Origin of the sequence: Rouxiella sp. S1S-2 (genome assembly GCF_009208105.1) — a bacterium.
Taxonomy (GTDB): Bacteria; Pseudomonadota; Gammaproteobacteria; order Enterobacterales; family Enterobacteriaceae; genus Rouxiella.
This window is the reverse complement of record NZ_WFKL01000001.1, coordinates 352,845-375,393: the sequence shown is the minus strand read 5'-3', so window position 1 is coordinate 375,393 and position 22,549 is coordinate 352,845. Positions and strand designations below refer to the sequence as shown.

Genomic DNA, 22,549 nt, shown 5'->3' with positions numbered 1-22,549 from the left:
CGCCGGGCTTATTGTTAACTCACATTGCTTTTAACGATTTACATCTTTAAAAGTTCAGTCCGCTTTGGGCGCGCCCTATTTCAACACGCCCAATGGGCCATTACTTGATATCGACGTTTTCGAAGTGGTGCTTGCCGAGTGGGTCAACCACATAGCCAGTCACTTCTTTACGGACAGGTTCGTACACGGTGGAGTTAGCGATGATAAGCGCCGGAGCCTGGTCATGCATAATCACCTGAGCCTGCTCGTACAGCGCAATACGTTTGGCGTGGTCAGGTTCAGCACGGGCTGGCTGGATCACGTCTTCAAACGGCTTGTAGCACCATCTTGAGTAGTTGGAACCGTCTTTGGCTGCCTGGCAACTGAACAGGGTCGCGAAGAAGTTATCCGGATCCCCATTGTCGCCGGTCCAGCCCATCATGACAGTCTGGTGTTCGCCGTTTTTAGCACGCTTGAGGTACTCGCCCCACTCGTAGGTCACGATGGTGGCTTTCACGCCAATTTTTGACCAGTCGGCCTGAATCATCTCGGCCATGCGGCGAGCATTCGGGTTGTAAGGACGTTGAACCGGCATCGCCCACAGATCGATGGCAAATCCGTCAGGCATGCCGGCTTCTTTTAGCAACTCTTTGGCTTTGGCAGGATCGTAAGGGTAATCCTTAACGTCTTTGTTATAGCCCCACATGGTCGGTGGGATCAGGTTTTTAGCCGCCTGGCCCGCGCCCTGATAAACCGCATCGATAATCGCCTGCTTGTTCACGGCCATGGTCAGCGCCTGACGAACTTTGACGTTGTCTAACGGTTTTTTCTCGGTATTAAACGACAGATAGCCCACGTTCAGGCCTGGCTCTGACAGCAGGTTGATATTTTTGTCTTTCTTCATTGCCGCAATGTCTGCCGGGTTCGGGTACGGCATCACCTGACATTCGTTTTTCTGCAATTTTGCATAACGCACAGATGCGTCCGGCGTGATGGAGAACACCAGGCGATCGAGCTTAGGCTGAGTGCCCCAGTAGCCTTTAAACGCGGTATACAAAATGCGGGAATCTTTCTGGTACTGCATCATCTGGAACGGACCGGTACCGATTGGGTTCAGGTCGAGTTTCTCAGGCGTACCGGCTTTCATCATGTTGTCGGCGTATTCGGAAGACAGCACGGACGCGAAGTCCATCGCCATGTCGGCCAGGAACGGTGACTCAGGATGGTTAAGTACAAACTGAACGGTGTGGTCATCTACTTTGACGATTTTGCTGATCAGGTCACCCATGCCCATACCGTCGAAGTATTCATAGTTGCCGCCCGAAACTTTATGGTACGGGTTGGCAGTATCTTTTTGACGGTTGAAGGAGAACAGCACGTCGTCGGCGTTGAAATCACGCGTTGGCTTAAAGTCTTTGCTCGATTGCCATTTCACACCCTGACGCAGGTGGAAGGTGTACGTTTTGCCGTCCGGGCTCACGTCCCACTTTTCAGCCAGGCCAGGCTGAATTTCTGTGGTGCCGATTTTGAACTCAACCAGACGGTTATAGATTGGAACGGAGCTGGCATCGTAGGTGGTACCCGAGGTGAAAAGCTGCGGGTTAAAGCCTTCTGGCGAACCTTCAGAACAATAAACTAACGTTTTTGCCTGAACGCTGGCCGCCACTGTCAGCGCAATCAGACCCAAACTAAATTTTAGCAGGCCTGACTTACCCAAGGAAATTCTCATCGCTTTTGCTCCATTTATTAATGGTGATGTGGATGTGTGTGTTGTGTTTCAGCTCACCCCACCCTTTATTTTTTGTTTACGGGCGAAAGTGTGTGTCTGGAAGCTGCAGAAGTGATGTTTCAGACGTGCGACAAACGCCACCAGAGATGTTTGAGTGGAAACAATTGCACCAAAAAAGGGTGCAAATAATTACCGGATGAATCTTCTGGTCAATCCTGTTCACATCAATTTCGCAACTCTCTCAGGCGTCGTCAATATAACCCTCAGGCTTTTACAAAGACTGTGAGTAACAGCAAACAAACATAAAAAAACAGAGAATTAACATTTACAGGATTAATATTTAGGCAGTGCGCATTATTTCGGCAGATAAAACCAGATACACAACGATAACCAGCGAATAACGCCACGTAAAAAGTCTAAAAAGGCCGCGCTAAATGTCGATTATCTGAACGGTTATTTTTCAAATTTGGGTAATTGGCAGCGGAAAATGCTGATAGCCAGCGAGAAAGCGGTACGCGAAATGCGCTTATTTCACTATTGAAATAAACCTTTCAGGCCTGAAAAAGACCATTTGCTCCATGATGGTGCAAGGGTGGCACAGTTATTGTGAAGCCGATAACGTAACGACAATGACATTACGTCGGGCTGGAATTGGCTTGCTGGATCAGTCAATCATTATGGCCAATCCTGACCCCTACACAGAGTTTATAGTGCAACTCGATGCGCCTGCGCAAATAAACGCCGTACTGCAAAAAACGTTGAAAACGCCAGCACCCTGGGATAAATAAACATGACATTGGACGCGCCAGTACCGCTGAAGGAACAGCATCGACTCAGTGATTTTGACTGAAGGGAAACAAGCCTGAATGAATGATTGAACAAACGTGCGAAGAGTAATCAAATCAGCGTAGCTTCAAGAACCTTCGTCGTTTGCCAAAACACCAAAGCAATGGATGCCAGTCGTCTCCTCTTATACTTATGGCTACGTGAGTAAGCCTGCATCAGAATCTTGATAACTGAACAGGCTCACATCTGCACCCGGCCTCATCGGATCATCGAAGCAATCTTTTCAGTATCCTAGTGATTAAAATAAAACCGACATCTTGAAAGAAAATAAAAAATTATTATATTTATATATATAAAATACATAATGAGTTATTTTCTAAGAAAAATCCTAAGTAAAAGTAGCGTTATTTTACGAAATGACCGCAGATTTAAATTAATCTTCATCATTTCAGCAATATGGGTTATTTAGCTATTAACATTATTGCAATCTCTCAATTACTTCCTATAATCGAATTTAACTGCTTATTCTGGGCGCCTGCCCGATCAACTGTTATGGACAACAGTCACCTATAATAATACCAATTGTCGAATCGCGCCCTTGGTGCAACTATAACATTATAATTTACAAGGCCTTTAGGAAGCGCTCAGCGCACCTTAAGGTCAGTAGGCGTTATTGATTTTCGCAAAAGTGACGCTGCGTAATTATTATCGTCATAAATAATATTTTAAAATTCATATTAACCTCATTTGGGACATTTATATTCAGGGAAACTTTTATTGGCCGTTGCATTGACGGTATTGGCTTAACAGAGGAGGGGGTTTATGAAACCAGAATCAGAAGTGGTGCACGTCGGCGACTGGCGCGTGTACATCGAGAAGTATATTTATCCTGATGCAAAAGAAACCGTTATCTGCGTTAATGGTGCGCTGTCTACCACGTTGGCTTTTCGCAACTGTGTCCGCAACCTTAAGGATAAAGTGAATATTATTCTCTTTGATTTGCCTTTTATCGGCGGATCGCGAGAACACAATACGTTGACGCGGCCTATTCCTAAAGCCGAAGAAGTTGAAATCCTCAAACAGCTCATAGACATCTATAAACCAGAATATCTGCTGTCGGTATCTTGGGGCGGTCTAGCGACGTTGATGGCACTGGCATCCCAACCGGCTTCGGTGACTAAAGCTATCGTGACCTCATTTTCTACCCGCGTCACGCCGGCGATGGAAACTTACATTCAACGTGCCAAGCAACTGCTGGATGAAGGTAAAAACGATGAAGTGGCCACCTTGCTTAACAACGAGGTCGGTAAATTCTTGCCGTCGATACTCAAGCGTGCTAATCATCATCACATCAGCAGCCTGGACCAAGACACCTATCGCCAAGCCAGTTTCCACATTGATCAAATTAGCCGCCTGAAAGAAGAAGATTACATTGATATCTTCCATTCAATAAAAACCCCCTTGGTTTTCATTAACGGCGACTTAGACGAATACACAACAGCTGAAGATATCAGACACATTGCCAACCACATTGAAAATTGTGAGTTTGCCACTGTGCCTCAGGCTGGGCATTTCCTCGATATGGAAAATCGCTCTGCCTCTCAACACCTCTATGGGATCTTAAGCAATCATTTTGCTGCTTAACTGAGCCTGCTTAACGCTGTAAACCCCAGTTGGGAGCCGTTTGGCTCCCCTTTTTATTCCCACCCCGCTCCGAATCATCCTAATCCGCCCTCCTCATGTGGCACACGCATTTATGGCTGCTAGGCTTAATACAGTCCTGCTTTTTGTAGGGTCTTTGTTGAATAAACAACCACACATAAAAGAAAGGAGCATGTCGTGACATTTAAACAAACAGTCAAACTCTCTGAACTCGAAACGGACCAGCCTAAGCAGATAGACGTTGGTGATACCCCAATTATGCTTATTCGTCAGGGCGACAGCGTGCATGCGTATCAGGCAAACTGCCCGCATGCAGGTGCGCCGCTGGCAGAAGGTGCGGTCTGTGAGGGCAAGCTTGTTTGCCCTTGGCATAAAGCCGTCTTTAACCTGCAGGACGGCAGTCTGGAGCAGCCACCGGCGCTCGCCGGGCTGAAGCAATATGCCGCCAAGGTTGAGCGGGGTACAGTGATGGTTGACCCTGAAAATGCCAGCCAGCACACTCAGTTGGAAGCAGGAGACGAAGCCGAGCAAATCGTTATTATCGGCTCAGGAGCCGCGGGCAGTGCGGCACTCAGCGCGCTTGAAGAGAGCGGATTTCACGGAAGGATTGTGGTCATCGATCGGGAAAAATCTGCGCCTTATGACCGTACTGCGCTGACAAAATTTGTGCCCGACGGCAGCATGGGCGTCAACGACGTGCCGCCACTGCTTGAAGAAAGCGCCTTTGCCAGAAAAAATGTGCAGCGGATCGTCAGTTCTGTGACTCACCTCGACAGTAGGGAGAAAAAACTTCGTCTCGCCAATCAACAGCAGGTCTCGTTTAAAAAATTGCTCATTGCTACCGGCGGTTCACCGGTACGCCCAGACCTACCGGGCGGCGAGCTGAGCGGTATTCACGTATTACGCAATCTGCAGCAGGAAAAAACCCTGCTCTGCGCCGTTGACCAACTCAAACAGCTGGTGATTATCGGCAACAGCTTTATTGGCATGGAAATGGCGGCGGCACTGCGCAAACGCAATGTTGCTATCAAAGTCATTGCCCCTCACCCCCTCCCCTTTGAGGCGCAGTTTGGGGAAAAAATTGCCCAGTATTTCCGCGCACTGCACGAACATAACGGCGTTGAATTTATTGATGCGGAGGTCGCCGGCTTTACGGGGGATCGTCGCGTAGAGTCCGTTCAGTTGAAAGACGGGTCAGAGGTAAAAACGGACGTGGTGCTACTGGCGACCGGCGTTCAACCGGTGACTTCTTTCGTGCACGACCTCCCAATGAACGAAGATGGAAGTCTCAAGGTGGACAAGTATCTTCAGGCAGATGAAGGCATCTACGCCGTCGGAGACATTGCCAGCTTCCCGATGGACGGAAAATCAACCCGCATTGAGCACTGGCGCGTCGCCCAACAGCAGGGTCGAACTGCAGCGAGAAATATGCTCGGCGAGCAAGAGGCCTTTGACCGCGTACCGTTCTTCTGGACCCAGCATTTTGGCACGCGCTTCGAGCACCTGGGATATCCCGATAAATGGGACAACATAGACATTATCGGATCACTCGAAGAGCAGGATTTTGTCGCGTTGTTTGGTCTGAAAAACCATCTGGTCGGCGTGGTAGCGACGGGTCGCGAGAGGACCACCGGCAGGCTGCTGCTTGAGATGCAGCACGATATGACGGTCAAGCAGGCGAGAAAGCTGGTGAATGAAACTGAAGAAGGGTGATCGTTGCTCCCCCTAACCCACAAGTGGGTTAGGGTTTTTTTAGCGCGACTATCCCTCTGACTTAACGTGGGCAAGGCTATCTTGAACCACGTCATGCAGGCATCGTCCGATGAGCATATGCAACGGAGACTGCCTGTTGGCGTGGCGCATAACCAAAACCAGCTCGCGATTAAAGGTCATCTCTGCCAGCGGTAAAATCCTCAGGCTCGACTGACGCTCGAGCCATAATCCCGCCAGCGGCACCAGGGCGACCCCCAACCCACATTCAACCATTTTTACAATCGCATCGATTTCATCAATTTCCAGTACCACTTTTGGCTCTAGCCGATGGTAGCGCAGAAAATGACTCACCATGCGACCGCCGAAAGAGGTGCGATCGTATCTTATAAAAGGGTTTTCTCGCAGTAGGGTTAACGGGTCTTGGCCCTCAATGTTCTCAGGCACAATCAGTACGAAAGGTTCGTTTAACAACGTTTCACTGTGTAAATCTTTCGGCAGTGGGAAGCCCGGTTTAATAACGATCGCCAGGTCAATATTTCCGGCATCAACCTGTGTTAACAAATGAAACGACACGCCCGGCACCAGCTTCGTTTCCAATGCAGGGGCATTTTGATGCAGCCGGACCAACACTTTTGGCAGCATGCCGGTTTGAAAGGTCGAGATGGCCCCGATTTTAATTACACCCCGAAAGTCATTCAGGCTGTCGGGCTGAGACATGTTGGCGAAAATATCCAAGATCTGTTCTGCCATCGGTAAGATTCGACTGCCGGCGGCATTGAGCACCGCCGCGCGACCGGTACGGTCAAAAAGCGGCATGCCGAGATGGTCCTCAAGCCCGCGAATTTGTGCACTGACCGCCGACTGAGTCAGCCCAATACGCTGACCGGCCGCGGCAAAGGTGCCGTCCTGCGTTACCGCGATAAAAGTTTTCAACTCACGTAGCATCGCCGCCCCACTCATCTGTTTTTTTGATGAATCACAGTAATAATATTTGTTTTTAATTAAAAATATTATCGATAAGAATGGAGAAATACAACTAACCCGAACATCTACAGGACAACCTATGGCCCTCAGCCCGTTCCACCTTGCCATCCCCGTTTACAATCTCGCCACCTGCCGTGCATTTTACGGTGAAACCTTTGGACTTTCGGAAGGACGCTCAAGCGACCAGTGGGTGGATTTCGACTTTTATGGCCATCAGTTGGTTATCCACGAACATCCTAAGACTGTGACGCAGGAGTCTGCACACACCAATCCCGTTGACGGCCATGACGTGCCGGTGCCGCATTTCGGTATCGTACTAAGCTGGGAAGAGTGGGAGGCGCTGGCAGAGCGTTTGAAATCGTTCGACACCAAGTTCGTGATTGAACCTTACATCCGCTTCAAAGGCCAGGTCGGCGAACAGGCAACCATGTTCCTGCTGGACCCGTGCGGCAATGCGCTGGAATTCAAGGCGTTCAAAGACATGAGTCAGCTGTTTGCCAAGTGATTTCTGGCGATAGGCAAGGCGGGGAGAACGTTCGCCGCCAGGTTTTACTGGGCGACCAAAAAGCAAAAAACCCGCGAGCCAAAAGCCTGCGGGTTTTTCTAAATGTGGTCGGCGAGAGAGGATTCGAACCTCCGACCCACTGGTCCCAAACCAGTTGCGCTACCAAGCTGCGCTACTCGCCGAATTGGGCCGCATCTTACTGCCGCTGGTTCTGAGCGTCAATCCCTTTTTTTACCTAAGTCACCGACTGCTTATAAAACACACGAACCTCGGCTAAAATGGTGATTTAAACCGCTAAAGTGCCTTTTCTACCGCAGGTAAGGCACACCAATTATTCGCCTGATTAATACCGCCGTTGGCTGACTGATAGCCGAGACAGCCTAAAATAGTATCAAACAACTCAACGTGACGATGCGGTTTGTCGCTGCCCTGTTGGGCACGCAGCCGCTCGAAGGCCTGTTGATGTTCAGGCTGGGCCAGGAATGAGTCCGACGCCCAAACGATCATCGGCACTCGGAACTGCTCCGGTGGCGCCATTTCACGCGGGGTGCCGTGCAAATGCGAGTTTTCGCCTATCGACTCGCCGTGGTCAGCAGCATAAAACACCAGCGCCTTTTTATCCCGCACTTGGTCGATAACCTGCGTGATAAAGGCGTCGGTATAGAGCACGCTATTATCAAAAGCATTCACCAGTTGAGCCTCGCTGCACGACTCATCTACGCCCATACATTCGGGAGTAAAGCGCGCAAAGCTGCGCGGGTAACGCTGCGAATAAAGATAGTGCGACCCTTTAGTGTGCAATACCACCAAATGCTTGCCTTTGGGGTAGCGCTGGAGTGAATCTTTTAGCTCGCCCACCAGCAGCATGTCGTCCACTGTTTTGCCATCGTTACGCTTTTCAGAAGCAATCAGCTCACGGAAGGAGTAGTTATTGGTGTTGGCATTGTTATAGAACCAGACCTCACTCTGCATCGCAAACAGCTCTGAGCTAAAGCCCAATGAACGCATCACTGAAAAAATATTCTGCTCTTTCAGTGTTCGCTGGGCGTTGTTTTCTGCCCCACCTTCGCGAACAAACATACAGCGCAGCGAAAGCTTGGTCGCGGTATCGCAGGACGTGCCTTTGAAGGCGACAAGGTTTTTCTCCCTCGCCATCAGCGGCGTGGTATCACGGCCATAGCCGAGCAGTCCCATATGGTCCCAGCGAGTAGTCTCACCGATAATAAATATGACATAGGTATCGTCGATATCCGCTGGAGGCTGATAGCTGAAAGCCTTGGCCGGGTCGAAGAAATCATCAGCGCCGCGGCTTTCATCGACCTGCGTATAAGCAAACAAACCCAGCGCGGCCAGCCAGTTAGACGGCAAATAGGAGTGAGCGACCACACCGCCATAGCTGGGCATATCCACATTGTTCAACCGCTCGTTGTCCTTTTGCTCTTCGTCCATAAGACGTATCGGCAGCCAAACCAGCAGACCGGCAATAATCAGCACCACCAGCGGTTTTATCCGCTGTCCCGGCGTTTTCATCTGCTCGAGCAGCGTATTGCGCATACCGTTATAGGCAATCAGCCACAGCGGTAAAACACTCATCAGCAGCATCCACAGCACGAACTTGACCCCAATAACCTCTTTACTGAGATCAATGTCCGTAGTCATCACCGAGGCAATAATGCCATAGCCGATCACCACGTTGAAAAAGGTCATGTAATAGCTGGCGGCAACGGAGATGAGGACTATCAGGCTGGCTACAATGCGAAAGAAAATCCTGCCGCCAAATGAGAAAATCCGCAATACAAAGAAGGTGAATAATACCGTTGTCACCACCTCAACCGCGGCGGCGACCCATTGCGAGGTCAGGAATGATTCGGCGAGAGGGGAAAAGCGGCGAATGAAAACCGACAGATTTAAAAAAATTCCGATATAAATCGCTAACAATAAACAAATTTTTTGCTGCGATAGAGTCTTCACTCTATTCATGTAGGGTTATTTTCCAGATTACTTTTGAAATATTTGGAATCATTGTGACATGTAAAATGCGAAATGGTTTACATAATCTGCCAAGGAAAATCTTAAAACCCCCTTAGAAACCCTCAAAAAGAAAAGCGGGAGGCCATTGAGGCCCCCCGCTGATGCAAATAAAACAGTTTGCCTGGTTGTTACTTAACGTTCAGCGTCACGTCGATGTTGCCCCGCGTTGCGTTAGAGTACGGGCAAACCTGATGTGCTTTGGCAACCAAGTCTTCAGCAACAGCACGCTCGATACCCGGCAGGGTAATGTCGAGCTGAACTTCGATACCAAATCCACCCGGGATTGCACCGATACCGACGGCACCTTCAATTTTCGCTTCCGCAGGAATGCGTACTTTTTCCAGCGAGGCCACGTGCTTGAGTGCGCCGAGGAAACAAGCGGAGTAGCCCGCAGCAAACAGTTGTTCAGGGTTGCTCACTTCTCCGCCTGCACCACCCATCTCTTTCGGCAGACCCAGCTTAACGTCAAGCACGCCGTCTGATGAAGTAGCACGACCGTCACGACCGCCGGTTGCCGTTGCATGAGCGCGGTAAACAACTTTTTCGATAGACATAATCTGTTCCTTTTTGGCTTTCAGAGTTAATTAATTAGGGCCGGTCATCCGACCGATAATAAACGCTATTTAATCGTGCACTATTTTATAGAGTGTAGCAGAGGCGCAAAATTTTGCACCTCGGGTAATGCTAAAATATTTTCCCCACCGTTCAGGCGTTCTTCTGCAGATTTCCTCTGAGGGTTTCCAGCTGAAGTTTAAGCGCCGTTGCATCTTCCATGCTGCATTCAGCAGCGCAGCCGATAGATTCTGGAATGCCTAGAGCCTTCTGCTGTAGCGCACGTCCGGCGTCGGTAAGCGTAATAATTACCTGACGTTCATCGGCCTGCGCACGACGACGAACCAGTAAATCAGCACTCTCAAGACGTTTGAGCAACGGCGTCAGCGTCGCGGAATCAAGAAACAGCTTTTCGCCAATCTCGGACACCATCACTTCGTCCTGCTGCCACAGCACCAACATCACCAGATACTGCGGATAAGTCAGTTCCAGCTCGCTCAGCAGCTTACGATAAACTTTATTTAATGCCAGGTTGGCGGAATACAAGGCAAAGCACATTTGTTGATCAAGATGCAGCGTTTGCGATGTCGCGTCGCGACTGTCATTTTTATCGTTCATAGAAACCATCTCTTTGTTCATGCAATCAATATAGATAGCGCACGATATTATAGCAAGCACATTTACAATTGGCCGTTTTCACCCGGCTCGTGCTATAACATCAAAAAGCACAATTTTCGGGGGAACGCTCATGACCAGCTTAGTCGACAAAGCCAGACGTTATGCCAGTAAAGCCCATGCCAGTATCAATCAGCGGCGTAAATACACCAATGACCCCTACATTGTTCATCCTGAAGCGGTGGCGAATATTGTGGCCAGCGTGCCGCATACGCAAGTGATGCTGGCGGCTGCCTGGCTGCACGATACGGTGGAAGACACTCAAAGCACCCTCGATGACATTACCCGCCATTTTGGCAATGAAGTGGCCGAGTTGGTGGCGATGCTGACCAACGTAAGCGGAAATGTGCAGGGTAACCGAATCCAAAGAAAAAACCTCGATCGTCAACACACCGCCAAGGCCTGCGCCTCGGCTAAAACCATCAAACTTGCTGATCTTATCGACAATTTACGCTCACTGGTGACCCACGACCCCGATTTTGCCAAAACTTACCTGGTCGAGAAACGGCTGCTGCTGGCGGTGCTCAAAGAGGGCGACGCCACCCTGTGGCAGCAGGCAGAATATATCATCAACGACAGCCTGCAACGCCTGCACCAACCGCCTTACAACGTGCCCGGCAGCTGGTTTCAGGGAACAGAACAGATGTATCTGGCGGGGGAATAATTGCCCCTATTTTGTACAACTGCTCCGTAATGGTGGTGCACCCTGGCGACGACTCGAATCGAGGTTACAAATAAAACAATATAAATCAATACCATAAAAATTGGCACAGCGCTTGCTTAGATGAATTCAATCTTGTGTACTAGATGGAATTCAACTCATGGCATCTGTATCAACCCCTTATACCGGCTTTCAGTTACGTGACTGGCAGCACCATTATCAAAGCGCCCCGGGAAGCCTTCGCAGCTCGTTGGGTATTGTACTCAGCAGCCTCAGCGCCGCCGACAACGCCTGGCTTTACCGCGCAACCCCCGCACAGCTCGACGAGCAAATTGTGCAGCTTGAAAAGCTACGTGAGCAGGCGGGTGGATCACTGGCCGCACTGCCGCTGTTTGGCATCCCTTTTGCGGTAAAAGATAATATCGACGTCGCCGGTTGGCCAACCACCGCCGCCTGCCCCGCTTTCGAATATGTCGCGAAAGAAGATGCTGCCGTGGTGGCTAATCTCAAGGCCAAAGGCGCGGTCGTCGTCGGTAAAACCAACCTCGACCAGTTTGCAACCGGTCTGGTCGGTACGCGCTCCCCTCACGGCGCGGTAAAAAACACCTTTAATCCTGATTATGTCAGCGGTGGTTCAAGCTCCGGCTCAGCCTCGGTACTGGCGCGTGGACTGGTAGCCTTCTCGCTGGGCACCGACACCGCCGGTTCTGGTCGCGTGCCCGCCGGTTTCAATAACATCGTTGGACTCAAGCCCACCAAGGGCTGGTTGTCCAATCGCGGCGTGGTGCCCGCCTGCCGCCTGAACGATGCGGTATCTATTTTTGCCCTCACGGTGGCCGATGCCTATCAGGTTGCGTCGCTGGCCGGCGGATATGACCCGCAGGACGCCTATTCACGCGCTAATCCCCATACCGCCCCTGCCGCCATGTCCGGGCAACCGCGCTTTGCGATACCTGACACGCTGGAATTTTTTGGCGACGTTGAGTCTGAAAAAGCCTTCAATCAGGCGCTGGATAAGCTGGTGAGTAACGGCGTCAGCCTGGTAAAAATCGACTTCACGCCGTTTAAAGCTTTGGCCGAGCAGCTTTACTACGGCGCCTGGGTGGCAGAGCGCACCGTGGCGGTAGGCAAAATATTTGAAGAAACGCCTGACGTGATGGACCCGGTAGTGCGCGGTATCGTCGCGAATGGGCTGAATTACTCCGCCGTCGACGCCTGGAAAGCCGAATATCTGCGCGCCGAGCTGTCGCGCAAAATCAATCTGGCGTTAGAAGGGTTTGACGCGCTGGTGGTGCCAACCTCGCCGACCATCCGAACTCTGAAAGAGATGGAACAGGAGCCGGTGTTGTTCAACTCACAGTTTGGTACCTACACCAACTTCACCAACCTTGCCGACCTGAGTGCGCTGGCGCTGCCCGCCAGCATTCGCGAAGACGGCCTGCCCGCGGGCATTACCCTGATTGCCCCCGCCTGGCACGACGGCGCATTGGCCGCATTTGGCCGCCAGTGGCAGCGCAGTCTCTCTTTACCGCTGGGCGCTACCGGAAAATCGCTCAACGCCGACAGCGCCATGACCGGGCAGGTTGCGGTCAGCCGCGACCACGTTCGCGTCGCAGTCGTTGGTGCACACCTGACCGGCATGCCGCTTAACTTCCAGCTCACCACCCGCAATGCCGTGCGCGTTGAACAAACTCGTACCGCCAACGACTACAAACTCTATGCCCTCGCCAATACTCAGCCGCCTAAGCCGGGTCTGGTAAAAGCGGAAGGCGGCAGCAGCATCATCGTTGAGCTGTGGGACATTCCACTGGCGCGCTTCGGTGAATTCGTGGCCGAAATCCCTGCTCCGTTGGGCATCGGCACGCTGCAACTGGCCGACGGGCGCAGCGTAAAAGGCTTTATTTGCGAGCCTTGGGCGATTGCCAGCGCCACCGACGTAACCGCGTTCGGCGGCTGGAGAAGTTACGTAGAGCATTTGAAATCAACCGCCGCGAAAAACGCCTGAGGAGCCACGCACATGTTCCATACCATCCTGATAGCTAATCGCGGTGAAATCGCCTGCCGCGCCATTCGTACGCTTAAACGCCTCGGCATCACCAGCGTGGCGGTCTATTCCGACACTGACCGCAATGCGCCACACGTCACCGATGCCGATATCGCCGTGGCGCTCGGGGGTGAAAAAGCCGGTGAAAGCTATCTGCTGATCGACAAAATTTTGGCCGCAGCCAAAGAGACCGGCGCGCAGGCAATTTATCCGGGCTACGGATTTTTATCCGAAAGCGCCGAGTTTGCCGACGCCTGTGAGGCCGCCGGCATCGCCTTTATTGGTCCGACCGCCGAGCAAATTCGTGAGTTTGGCCTCAAGCACCGCGCCCGAGAATTAGCGGCAGAAGCCGACGTGCCGATGACGCCGGGCACTGCGCTGCTCGACAGTATTGACGATGCCGCCGCCGCTGCCGCACGTATCGGCTATCCGATCATGCTCAAAAGCACCGCAGGTGGCGGCGGAATTGGGTTAACCCGCTGCGATGACGAAGCCACTCTGCGCAGCGCCTGGGACAGCGTTAAACGCCTCGGCGAACAATTTTTCCGCGACGCGGGCGTGTTTCTTGAGCGCTTCGTTGACCGCGCCCGTCACGTCGAAGTGCAGATTTTTGGCGATGGCAAAGGCAACGTGGTGGCCTTGGGCGAGCGTGACTGTTCGCTACAGCGCCGTAACCAGAAAGTCGTCGAAGAAACGCCAGCGCCGAATTTGCCGCAGGCCACCCGCGAAGCCCTGCACCGGGCAGCGGTCAAACTCGGTGAGTCGGTTAATTACCGCAGCGCCGGTACCGTTGAATTTATTTACGACGCCGCACGCGACGAATTTTACTTTCTCGAAGTGAACACCCGCCTGCAGGTCGAGCATCCGGTAACCGAAATGGTCACCGGTCTGGACCTGATCGAATGCATGCTGCGGGTCGCGGCAGACCAGCCGCTCGACTGGCCGCGCATGAAGCAGGCGCCAAAAGGTGCCTCGATTGAAGTGCGCATTTATGCCGAAGATCCGCTGAAAAACTTCCTGCCAAGCCCGGGCGTGCTGACGGAAGTCTTCTTCCCGCAGGACGTGCGCGTTGACGGCTGGGTTTCTACCGGCAGTGAAGTCTCGGCGTTTTATGACCCGATGATTGCCAAACTGATTGTGTACGGCGACAACCGCGAACAGGCGTTGGAAAAAATGTCGCAGGCGCTGGCCGCCACGCGTCTGCACGGCATCGCCAGCAATATCGACTATCTGCGTCAGGTAGTAGCGACACCGCTGTTCCATCAGGGCGAAATGTGGACCCGCATGCTCGACAGCTTCGAGTACGCACCCCAGGCCGTTGAAGTGCTCTCTCCCGGCACGTATAGCAGCATTCAGGATTATCCCGGCCGCCTCGGTTACTGGGATATCGGCGTGCCGCCTTCAGGCCCGATGGACGATTTTGCTTTCCGCCTAGCCAATCGCATCGTGGGTAATCACCTCGATGCCGCCGGTTTGGAATTTACTCTGCAGGGTCCGACGCTGCGCTTTCACTGCGATGCCATCATTGCGCTCACCGGTGCAGCCTGCCCAGCCGATTTGGACGGCAACGAGATTGCCTACTGGCAGCCAGTTACCGTGAAAGCCGGACAGGTTCTGACACTGGGTCGTGCAACCGCTGGCTGCCGTACTTATCTCGCCGTGCGCAACGGGTTCGACGTGCCAGTCTATTTAGGCAGCCGCTCGACCTTCGCACTCGGCCAGTTTGGTGGCCACGCCGGTCGTACTTTGCGCGTCGCCGATATGCTTACCGTTTCACAGCCTGAACTGCCGGCCTGCACCACGCCGCCGCCGGTTGATTTACCGCAGGCCGCCGCCGCGCACATTGTTCCTGCCTACGGTGACGCGTGGAACATTGGCGTACTTTACGGCCCGCACGGCGCACCGGATTTCTTCACTAAAGAGTCCATAGACGCCTTCTTTGCCGCAGAATGGCAGGTGCATTACAACTCCAACCGCCTCGGCGTGCGTCTCACCGGTCCTAAACCGCAGTGGGCGCGTCTCGACGGCGGCGAAGCCGGGCTGCACCCGTCCAACGTTCACGACTGTGAATACGCCATCGGCGCGATCAACTTTACTGGCGATTTCCCGGTTATCTTGACCCGTGACGGACCGAGCCTCGGCGGCTTCGTTTGCCCGGTAACTATCGCCAAAGCCGAGCTGTGGAAAGTGGGACAGGTGAAGCCAGGCGACCGCATTCGCTTCCACCCTATCAGCTTTGAACAAGCGCAGGCGCTGGAGATGGCACAGCAGGGGACCATCGATTCCTTAATGCCGATTGAAGCGATGGAGATGCAGGTGCCGTCTCTGCTGCCGACCACCACTGCCTCGGCCACCATTTTGGCCGAACTGCCGTCCACCGAGCAACGTCCAAGCGTGGTTTATCGTCAGGCCGGTGACGGCTATGTGCTGATTGAATACGGCGATAACGTGCTGGATTTGGCGCTGCGCCTGCGTCTTTATCTGCTGATGAAGGCTATTCGCGAAGCCGATCAGGCAGGTATTGAAGAGCTTTCACCGGGTGTGCGTTCGCTGCAGGTGCGCTACGACAGCCGCGTGATTCATCAGTCGGCGCTGTTACAGCACTTGCTCACCCTTGAGAAGCAATTGGCGGACGTCAGCCAGTTAAAAATCCCGACCCGCATCGTGCACATGCCGATGGCCTTTGAAGACACCGCCACGCTGGGTGCGGTCGAGCGTTATCAGCAAACTGTGCGCGCCGACGCGCCGTGGCTGCCGAATAACGTCGATTTTATTCAGCGTACCAATGGGTTGGCAACACGTGAAGAAGTGAAAGATATCCTCTTCGACGCCAGCTATCTGATCCTCGGTTTGGGCGATGTGTATCTCGGCGCGCCCTGTGCCGTACCGCTTGACCCGCGCCACCGCCTTTTAAGCTCCAAATACAACCCGGCACGTACCTACACCGCCGAAGGCACCGTGGGTATTGGCGGCATGTATATGTGCATCTATGGCATGGATTCGCCAGGTGGCTATCAGCTGGTGGGCCGCACGCTGCCAATCTGGAATAAATTCCTTAAAAACGAGCAATTTACGCAAGGAGAACCGTGGCTGCTGCACTTCTTTGACCAGGTGCGTTTCTATCAGGTCACTGAGGCTGAGCTGGACGCGCAGCGCGACGCCTTCCGTGAAGGCCGTGCGCAGGTGCGCATTGAGCACACGGAGTTTGATTTCGCCGAATATACCCAATTTCTGGCCGACAATGCGCAAGATATCGCCGATTTCCGCGACAGACAGCAATCCGCGTTTATCAATGAAGTTGCCCACTGGCAGGCGCAAGAGAGTGCCGCCGTTGATGCCGCCGTTAATAACCTACAGCCGATTGAAGACTTTACCCATCAGCCGGGTCAGTTGGTGAGCGCGGATCTCAACGGCAACATCTGGAAAATTCTGGTCGAACCGGGCCAGTACGTTGAGGAAGGTCAGCCGCTGATCGTGGTAGAAGCCATGAAGATGGAGCTGTCGGTGAATGCCCCTTGCGCGGGCAAGGTGCTCAAAATTGGCTGTCAGCAGGGCCGTCCCGTTGGGCCTGGTGATGCACTTCTTTGGATTGAGACTGAGTAATAAGGGCAAAAGGCACAGTTATGCAGCTTACCGGCGCACGTAATGGACGCAGTAAAACCCGGCCCGAGGGGCTGGCAGAACGGATTTATCTTCAGCTGAAGGACGACATTTTCTGTTTTCGTCTGCTGCCCGGTGACAGGTTCAGTGAAAACGAAGTGGCCGAGCGCATGGCGGTCAGCCGAACGCCGGTGCGACAGGCGCTGTTTTGGCTTGAGCGCGAAGGCTACGTGGAAGTGTTTTTCCGCAGCGGCTGGCAGGTTCGACCCTTTGATTTTGAGTATTTCGAGCAGTTGTACGACCTGCGTATCGTGCTGGAGCTTGAGGCGGTAAAACGCCTCTGCGCCGCGCCAGCAGCGTCCGAGGCGCTGCTAGCGCTCAAGCAGTTCTGGATAGACGAGCCGAGGCTGGAGGACGGCCAAACCGTTTCCCGCTTTGACGAAGAGTTTCATATGACGCTGGTGGCGGCTGCGGGCAACGCCGAGATGGCAAAAATCCATCGCGACCTGACCGAAAAGATCCGCATCATCCGCCGGCTGGACTTTACCCAGGACGCGCGCATTAACGCGACCTATAACGAACACGCGAGCATTTTGCTCGCCATCACGCAGCGCCAAACCCAGGAGGCCCAACGCCAACTACAGGACCATATTGCCGTCAGTAAAGCCGAGGTGCGCAAAATTACTCTGCATATGTTGCATCAGGCGAGACCAGAAAATGAGGCGGACAGCCCGTCATTTTGACTTTTTTAAAACGCTTTTCGACATTTCACACAGAACAGGAGTATTTATGCAACGTCGTCGCTTTATTAAAGCCTTTGCCCTCTCGGCAACCGTGGTCAGTATGGGTCTGGCATTCAGTGCGCAGGCCGCCGACACCATCAAAGTCGGTATTATGCACTCCCTTTCCGGCACGATGGCTATCTCTGAAACACCCTTAAAAGACGTCGCGCTGATGACCATTGACGATATCAATGCGCACGGTGGCGTGCTGGGTAAAAAGCTGGAACCGGTAGTGGTTGACCCTGCGTCAAACTGGCCGCTGTTTGCAGAAAAAGCCCGCCAGCTGCTGACGCAGGACAAGGTGGCCGTAGTCTTCGGCTGCTGGACGTCGGTGTCGCGTAAATCCGTGCTGCCGGTGTTTGAAGAGCTAAACGGCCTGCTGTTCTATCCGGTGCAGTACGAGGGTGAAGAGATGTCGCCTAACGTATTTTACACCGGTGCCGCGCCAAACCAGCAGGCGATCCCGGCGGTGGAATACCTGATGAGCGAAGACGGTGGCAGTGCCAAGCGCTTCTTCCTGCTGGGTACCGACTATGTCTATCCACGCACTACCAACAAAATTCTGCGCGCCTTCCTGCACGCCAAAGGTGTTCAGGATAAAGACATCGAAGAAGTCTATACGCCGTTTGGATACAGCGATTACCAGACCATCGTTTCCAATATCAAGAAATTCTCTGCCGGCGGTAAAACGGCAGTTATTTCAACGATTAACGGTGACTCTAATGTGCCGTTCTACAAAGAGTTGGCCAATCAGGGCGTGAAAGCGACCGATGTGCCGGTTGTGGCGTTCTCGGTCGGTGAAGAAGAGCTGCGCGGTATTGATACTAAGCCGCTGGTCGGCGATTTGGCGGCATGGAACTACTTCCAGTCGCTGGATAACCCAACCAACAAAGCCTTTGTTGCCCAGTGGAAAGCTTACGCCAAGGCGCACAACCTGCCGAATGCCGATTCTGCCGTCACCAATGACCCGATGGAAGCCACCTACGTCGGCATTCATATGTGGGCGCAGGCGGTTGAGAAAGCGGGCACCACTGATGTCGACAAAGTTCGTGCCGCCATGGCCGGTCAGACCTTCAAAGCACCGGACGGTTATACCCTGACTATGGACGCGACCAACCATCACCTGCATAAACCGGTGATGATTGGTGAAATCCAGTCCAATGGTCAGTTCAACGTGGTATGGCAGACCGACAAACCGATTCGCGCTCAACCGTGGAGCCCGTATATCGCCGGCAACGACAAGAAGCCTGACTATCCGGTTAAAACCACTCAGTAGTATAACCTGACTGTCCGCCACAGCCTGCACGGTGGCGGACAGCTAGCGTATCAGTGATGTTTAAAAGCGATGATGACTATGATGAAACTCTTGCGCTTCCCCCGTTTGCGACCGGGCTTCGGCTTAAGTTTGCAAACTCTCACTTTCCTGCTTTGCTGTCTTCCGCTGTTGGCCAAGGCCGGTCCTGCTGATGATTTTGCCGCGGCCAGCCGTTCAGACCAGGCGACGCTGCTTCAGCAGTGGGCAACCGACCCGCAGCCCGAGCGTTTGCCGCTGCTCGAAGCACTCAAGCAGGAAAATGTCGTGATTGATGAGGCGCACCACGCGTTTATCAAACAAGGCGAGACTCTGACCCCGCTCGAAGGCCGCGCCGCCCCGCAGGGTGAAGTCAAAAAGGTCTGGCTAAACAATCGCCTGCGTAATCTTATTGCCAATGCGCTCTCCACCCACCGTCTGGTTAGCAAAGACAGTAGCGTGCGTTTACAGGCTGCCAAATCCCTGCAGCGCGAGGCGCAGGCCGACCAACTGCCGTTGCTGACCCAGCGTCTGGCGCTGGAGCAAGACAGCGTAGTACACGCCGCATTAAGTATCGCGTTGGCCAATTTACAGCTTGCTGACCCGAATCCTCAGGTGCGCCTGCGCGCCGTAGAACTGCTGGGAGAGTCAGCCGATCCTGACACACAGGGCCATTTGCAGCCGTTGACCGACCCGAAAATTGAAGCCGATGCCACCGTGCGCACTGCCGCGCTTGCCAGCCTGAAGGCGGTGCAGCATCGCCTGATGATAGGCGACTGGCTCGGGCAGGCCTTCACCGGTCTTTCACTGGGCTCCATTTTGCTGCTGGCGGCGCTGGGTCTGGCGATCACCTACGGCCTACTGGGTGTTATCAACATGGCGCACGGCGAAATGCTGATGCTCGGCTCCTATTCGACTTATCTGGTGCAGTCGCTGTTTCAGCATTATGCGCCCAGCCTGCTGGCGATTTATCCGCTGGTCGCACTGCCGGTGGCGTTCTTTATTACCGCCGGTATTGGCATGTTGCTTGAACGCTCGGTGATCCGCCATCTTTACGGGCGGCCACTCGAAACGCTGCTGGCCACCTGGGGCATTAGCCTGATTTTGATTCAGGGCGTGAGGGTGATTTTTGGCGCACAAAACGTTGAGGTCGCCAACCCGAACTGGCTCTCCGGCGGTATTCAGCTGCTGCCAAACCTGGTGCTGCCGTATAACCGCATCGCGGTGATCATTTTTGTGCTGCTGGTATTGGCATTGACCTGGCTACTGCTCAATAAAACCCGTCTCGGCATGAACGTGCGCGCCGTCACCCAAAATCGCGCGATGGCCGCCTGCTGCGGCGTGCCAACCGGGCGTGTCGACATGCTGGCGTTTGGTTTGGGTTCAGGCATTGCGGGACTCGGCGGGGTCGCGCTGTCGCAGCTCGGCAACGTCGGCCCCGAGCTAGGACAGGGCTATATCATCGACTCGTTCCTGGTGGTCGTACTCGGCGGCGTAGGCCAACTTGCAGGCACTGTGGTTGCCGCCTTTGGACTGGGTATTGTGAACAAAATTCTCGAGCCGGAAATCGGTGCCGTACTGGGTAAAATCCTGATACTGGCGCTGATCATCCTGTTTATTCAGAAACGTCCACAGGGACTGTTCGCCTTCAAAGGCAGGGTGATTGACTGATGACACAACCTTTAACCCTAACAGGCGTACAAAAGGCGCCGCGTCTGGCGATGACACTCGGTGTCGTGGTGTTTGGGGCGCTGTTGGTGATGCCTTTTCTCGCACTGCTGCCGCAGAGTAATCCGCTGGCGATTTCTACCTATACCCTGACGCTGGTCGGTAAGATCCTTTGCTATGCGATCGTGGCGATCGCGCTGGATCTGGTTTGGGGCTATGTCGGTTTGCTTTCACTCGGACACGGCCTGTTTTTTGCACTCGGCGGGTATGCAATGGGCATGTATCTGATGCGTCAGGCATCGGGAAATAATCTGCCCGATTTTATGTCGTTTCTTTCATGGACCGAGCTGCCGTGGTTTTGGGTCGGCACTCAGCATTTCGCCTGGGCGCTGTGCCTGATTGTACTGGTGCCCGGCGCGTTGGCCTTTATTTTCGGTTATTTCGCTTTTCGCTCAAAAATCAAAGGGGTCTATTTTTCGATTATGACCCAAGCGCTAACCTACGCCGGTATGTTGCTGTTTTTCCGCAATGAAACCGGCTTCGGCGGCAACAACGGTTTTACCGGCTTCACCACCCTGCTCGGCTTTCAGGTCACCGCCACCACCACGCGGGTTGGGCTGTTTATGACTACCGTACTGCTGCTGGGCGCCAGTCTGGCGCTAGGCTTTGCGCTGGCACGCAGCAAATACGGCCGCGTACTGACGGCGGTGCGCGATGCAGAAAACCGACTGATCTTCTGCGGTTATGATCCGAAGGGTTTCAAGCTGTTTGTCTGGACCATTTCGGCGATGATTTGCGGCCTTGCCGGTGCGCTTTACGTGCCGCAGGTTGGCATTATCAACCCAAGCGAAATGTCACCGACCAACTCCATCGAGGCGGCAATTTGGGTGGCGCTGGGCGGTCGCGGCACGCTGATTGGCCCCATTTTAGGCGCGGGCATTGTTAACGGTGCCAAAAGCTGGTTTACCGTGGCTATCCCCGAATATTGGCAGTTTATTCTCGGTGGCATGTTTATTGTCGTCACCCTGTTCCTGCCTGAAGGGGTGATTGGCCTGCTGCGGAAAAGGAAAGCGCAATGAATTCAATGACTACCACCGGCGACCTGTTCACTCAGCCTCAGCTCGCCGACAAACACCGCGAACAGACTGATCCCATTTTATCGCTGGATAAAATTAACGTCAGCTTTGACGGTTTTAAGGCGCTGACCGATCTGTCGCTGCGCATCGGTGTCGGTGAGCTGCGCTGCGTGATTGGCCCCAACGGCGCAGGAAAAACCACGCTGATGGACGTGATAACCGGCAAAACGCGGCCAAAGTCGGGGCAGGTAATTTACGACCAAAACATTGACCTCACTCGTCTGGATTCGGTGCGTATTGCGCAGTCGGGCATTGGCCGAAAATTTCAAAAACCTACGGTGTTTGAAGCCCTTACCGTATTTGAAAATCTTGAGATCGCGCAGAAAACTAATAAGTCAGTCTGGGCCTGCCTGCGCGCCAAAATGAACAGCGAACAGCGTGACAGAATCGACGAAATGCTGCTAACGCTGCGCTTGCAGGGCGAACGACATCGTACGGCGGGCATGCTGTCGCACGGCCAAAAACAGTTTCTGGAAATCGGTATGTTGCTGGTTCAGGAACCGCATCTGCTGCTGCTCGACGAACCGGCTGCAGGCATGACCGATGCGGAAACCGAATACACCGCCGAACTGTTTAAGTCATTGGCCGGTAAGCACTCTTTGATGGTGGTCGAGCACGACATGGGCTTTGTCGAGACCATTGCTGATCACGTGACTGTGCTCCATCAGGGGCAAGTTCTGGCCGAGGGATCGCTGAAAGAAGTGCAGGCCAATGAGCAAGTTATTGAAGTTTATCTCGGTCGCTAAGCCGC

Annotated in this window: 17 protein-coding genes and 1 tRNA gene; 12 read left to right on the top strand and 6 right to left on the bottom strand. The window is 53.3% G+C overall.

The window, feature by feature from the left end:
• Positions 1 to 100: 100 nt before the first annotated feature.
• Complete coding sequence (gene dppA / locus GA565_RS01750; RefSeq protein ID WP_152197126.1) at positions 101 to 1,708, bottom strand: dipeptide ABC transporter periplasmic-binding protein DppA; 1,608 nt, start codon at positions 1,706 to 1,708, stop codon at positions 101 to 103.
• Positions 1,709 to 2,337: 629 nt separating this feature from the next.
• Between dppA and GA565_RS01745 the strand changes: the two genes are divergently transcribed.
• From GA565_RS01745 to GA565_RS01735, 3 genes are all read left to right on the top strand, one after another.
• Positions 2,338 to 2,496, top strand: a complete 159-nt coding sequence (locus GA565_RS01745) for a hypothetical protein (RefSeq protein ID WP_193311863.1) — start codon at positions 2,338 to 2,340, stop codon at positions 2,494 to 2,496.
• Positions 2,497 to 3,316: 820 nt separating this feature from the next.
• Complete coding sequence (locus GA565_RS01740) at positions 3,317 to 4,138, top strand: alpha/beta fold hydrolase (RefSeq protein WP_055775717.1); 822 nt, start codon at positions 3,317 to 3,319, stop codon at positions 4,136 to 4,138.
• Between the two features lie 195 nt (positions 4,139 to 4,333).
• A complete protein-coding gene (locus GA565_RS01735; RefSeq protein ID WP_152197125.1) occupies positions 4,334 to 5,869 on the top strand; it encodes an FAD-dependent oxidoreductase in 1,536 nt (511 codons plus the stop codon).
• A 48-nt stretch (positions 5,870 to 5,917) separates the two neighbouring features.
• Here GA565_RS01735 and GA565_RS01730 read toward each other — a convergent pair whose 3' ends face one another.
• Positions 5,918 to 6,814 carry a LysR family transcriptional regulator gene (locus GA565_RS01730; RefSeq protein WP_152197124.1) on the bottom strand — a complete coding sequence of 299 codons (897 nt, stop codon included), beginning with the start codon at positions 6,812 to 6,814 and terminating at the stop codon, positions 5,918 to 5,920.
• Between the two features lie 118 nt (positions 6,815 to 6,932).
• Here GA565_RS01730 and GA565_RS01725 point away from each other — a divergent pair, with 118 nt between their 5' ends.
• Positions 6,933 to 7,358, top strand: coding sequence for a VOC family protein (locus GA565_RS01725; RefSeq protein ID WP_055775705.1), 426 nt, complete (start codon positions 6,933 to 6,935; stop codon positions 7,356 to 7,358).
• Between the two features lie 105 nt (positions 7,359 to 7,463).
• Here GA565_RS01725 and GA565_RS01720 read toward each other — a convergent pair.
• From GA565_RS01720 to GA565_RS01705, 4 genes are all read right to left on the bottom strand, one after another.
• A tRNA-Pro gene (locus GA565_RS01720) sits at positions 7,464 to 7,540 on the bottom strand.
• Positions 7,541 to 7,652: 112 nt separating this feature from the next.
• Positions 7,653 to 9,338 carry a kdo(2)-lipid A phosphoethanolamine 7''-transferase gene (eptB, locus tag GA565_RS01715; protein WP_152197123.1) on the bottom strand — a complete coding sequence of 562 codons (1,686 nt, stop codon included), beginning with the start codon at positions 9,336 to 9,338 and terminating at the stop codon, positions 7,653 to 7,655.
• Between the two features lie 179 nt (positions 9,339 to 9,517).
• Positions 9,518 to 9,943 carry an organic hydroperoxide resistance protein gene (locus GA565_RS01710; protein ID WP_055775700.1) on the bottom strand — a complete coding sequence of 142 codons (426 nt, stop codon included), beginning with the start codon at positions 9,941 to 9,943 and terminating at the stop codon, positions 9,518 to 9,520.
• Positions 9,944 to 10,094: 151 nt separating this feature from the next.
• Positions 10,095 to 10,559: a MarR family winged helix-turn-helix transcriptional regulator gene (locus tag GA565_RS01705; RefSeq protein ID WP_055775697.1), complete on the bottom strand. Its 465-nt coding sequence runs from the start codon at positions 10,557 to 10,559 to the stop codon at positions 10,095 to 10,097.
• Between the two features lie 130 nt (positions 10,560 to 10,689).
• On the opposite strand from GA565_RS01705, the gene GA565_RS01700 reads away from it, so the two are divergent.
• The 8 genes from GA565_RS01700 to urtD all read left to right on the top strand — a co-directional run bounded on the left by GA565_RS01700 (position 10,690) and on the right by urtD (position 22,544).
• The gene (locus GA565_RS01700) at positions 10,690 to 11,280 is read left to right on the top strand and encodes an HD domain-containing protein (RefSeq protein WP_055775695.1); all 591 of its coding nucleotides are present in this window, start codon (positions 10,690 to 10,692) and stop codon (positions 11,278 to 11,280) included.
• A 157-nt stretch (positions 11,281 to 11,437) separates the two neighbouring features.
• A complete protein-coding gene (atzF, locus tag GA565_RS01695; protein ID WP_152197122.1) occupies positions 11,438 to 13,282 on the top strand; it encodes an allophanate hydrolase in 1,845 nt (614 codons plus the stop codon).
• 12 nt (positions 13,283 to 13,294) lie between these two features.
• On the top strand, positions 13,295 to 16,924 hold the full coding sequence (gene uca / locus GA565_RS01690) for an urea carboxylase (RefSeq protein WP_152197121.1): 3,630 nt from the start codon (positions 13,295 to 13,297) through the stop codon (positions 16,922 to 16,924).
• 20 nt (positions 16,925 to 16,944) lie between these two features.
• Positions 16,945 to 17,664, top strand: a complete 720-nt coding sequence (locus tag GA565_RS01685) for a GntR family transcriptional regulator (RefSeq protein WP_152197120.1) — start codon at positions 16,945 to 16,947, stop codon at positions 17,662 to 17,664.
• A gap of 46 nt (positions 17,665 to 17,710) precedes the next feature.
• The gene (gene urtA / locus GA565_RS01680) at positions 17,711 to 18,979 is read left to right on the top strand and encodes an urea ABC transporter substrate-binding protein (RefSeq protein ID WP_152197119.1); all 1,269 of its coding nucleotides are present in this window, start codon (positions 17,711 to 17,713) and stop codon (positions 18,977 to 18,979) included.
• An 81-nt stretch (positions 18,980 to 19,060) separates the two neighbouring features.
• Positions 19,061 to 20,665, top strand: a complete 1,605-nt coding sequence (gene urtB / locus GA565_RS01675; protein WP_152201266.1) for an urea ABC transporter permease subunit UrtB — start codon at positions 19,061 to 19,063, stop codon at positions 20,663 to 20,665.
• Positions 20,665 to 21,741 carry an urea ABC transporter permease subunit UrtC gene (gene urtC, locus GA565_RS01670; protein WP_152197118.1) on the top strand — a complete coding sequence of 359 codons (1,077 nt, stop codon included), beginning with the start codon at positions 20,665 to 20,667 and terminating at the stop codon, positions 21,739 to 21,741. The genes urtB and urtC overlap by 1 nt, the downstream gene beginning before the upstream one ends.
• The gene (gene urtD, locus GA565_RS01665; RefSeq protein WP_152197117.1) at positions 21,738 to 22,544 is read left to right on the top strand and encodes an urea ABC transporter ATP-binding protein UrtD; all 807 of its coding nucleotides are present in this window, start codon (positions 21,738 to 21,740) and stop codon (positions 22,542 to 22,544) included. The genes urtC and urtD overlap by 4 nt, the downstream gene beginning before the upstream one ends.
• Positions 22,545 to 22,549 lie beyond the last annotated feature (5 nt).

Excerpts from the sequence above, each read along its gene's own strand:
- GA565_RS01730 (WP_152197124.1), bottom strand. The coding sequence starts at position 6,814 with ATGCTACGTGAGTTGAAAACTTTTATCGCGGTAACGCAGGACGGCACC.
- urtA (WP_152197119.1), top strand. The coding sequence starts at position 17,711 with ATGCAACGTCGTCGCTTTATTAAAGCCTTTGCCCTCTCGGCAACCGTG.
- GA565_RS01740 (WP_055775717.1), top strand. The coding sequence starts at position 3,317 with ATGAAACCAGAATCAGAAGTGGTGCACGTCGGCGACTGGCGCGTGTAC.
- uca (WP_152197121.1), top strand. The coding sequence starts at position 13,295 with ATGTTCCATACCATCCTGATAGCTAATCGCGGTGAAATCGCCTGCCGC.
- GA565_RS01745 (WP_193311863.1), top strand. The coding sequence starts at position 2,338 with ATGACATTACGTCGGGCTGGAATTGGCTTGCTGGATCAGTCAATCATT.
- urtB (WP_152201266.1), top strand. The coding sequence starts at position 19,061 with ATGAAACTCTTGCGCTTCCCCCGTTTGCGACCGGGCTTCGGCTTAAGT.
- GA565_RS01700 (WP_055775695.1), top strand. The coding sequence starts at position 10,690 with ATGACCAGCTTAGTCGACAAAGCCAGACGTTATGCCAGTAAAGCCCAT.
- eptB (WP_152197123.1), bottom strand. The coding sequence starts at position 9,338 with ATGAATAGAGTGAAGACTCTATCGCAGCAAAAAATTTGTTTATTGTTA.
- urtD (WP_152197117.1), top strand. The coding sequence starts at position 21,738 with ATGAATTCAATGACTACCACCGGCGACCTGTTCACTCAGCCTCAGCTC.
- GA565_RS01725 (WP_055775705.1), top strand. The coding sequence starts at position 6,933 with ATGGCCCTCAGCCCGTTCCACCTTGCCATCCCCGTTTACAATCTCGCC.
- GA565_RS01685 (WP_152197120.1), top strand. The coding sequence starts at position 16,945 with ATGCAGCTTACCGGCGCACGTAATGGACGCAGTAAAACCCGGCCCGAG.
- GA565_RS01710 (WP_055775700.1), bottom strand. The coding sequence starts at position 9,943 with ATGTCTATCGAAAAAGTTGTTTACCGCGCTCATGCAACGGCAACCGGC.
- urtC (WP_152197118.1), top strand. The coding sequence starts at position 20,665 with ATGACACAACCTTTAACCCTAACAGGCGTACAAAAGGCGCCGCGTCTG.
- GA565_RS01705 (WP_055775697.1), bottom strand. The coding sequence starts at position 10,559 with ATGAACGATAAAAATGACAGTCGCGACGCGACATCGCAAACGCTGCAT.
- dppA (WP_152197126.1), bottom strand. The coding sequence starts at position 1,708 with ATGAGAATTTCCTTGGGTAAGTCAGGCCTGCTAAAATTTAGTTTGGGT.
- atzF (WP_152197122.1), top strand. The coding sequence starts at position 11,438 with ATGGCATCTGTATCAACCCCTTATACCGGCTTTCAGTTACGTGACTGG.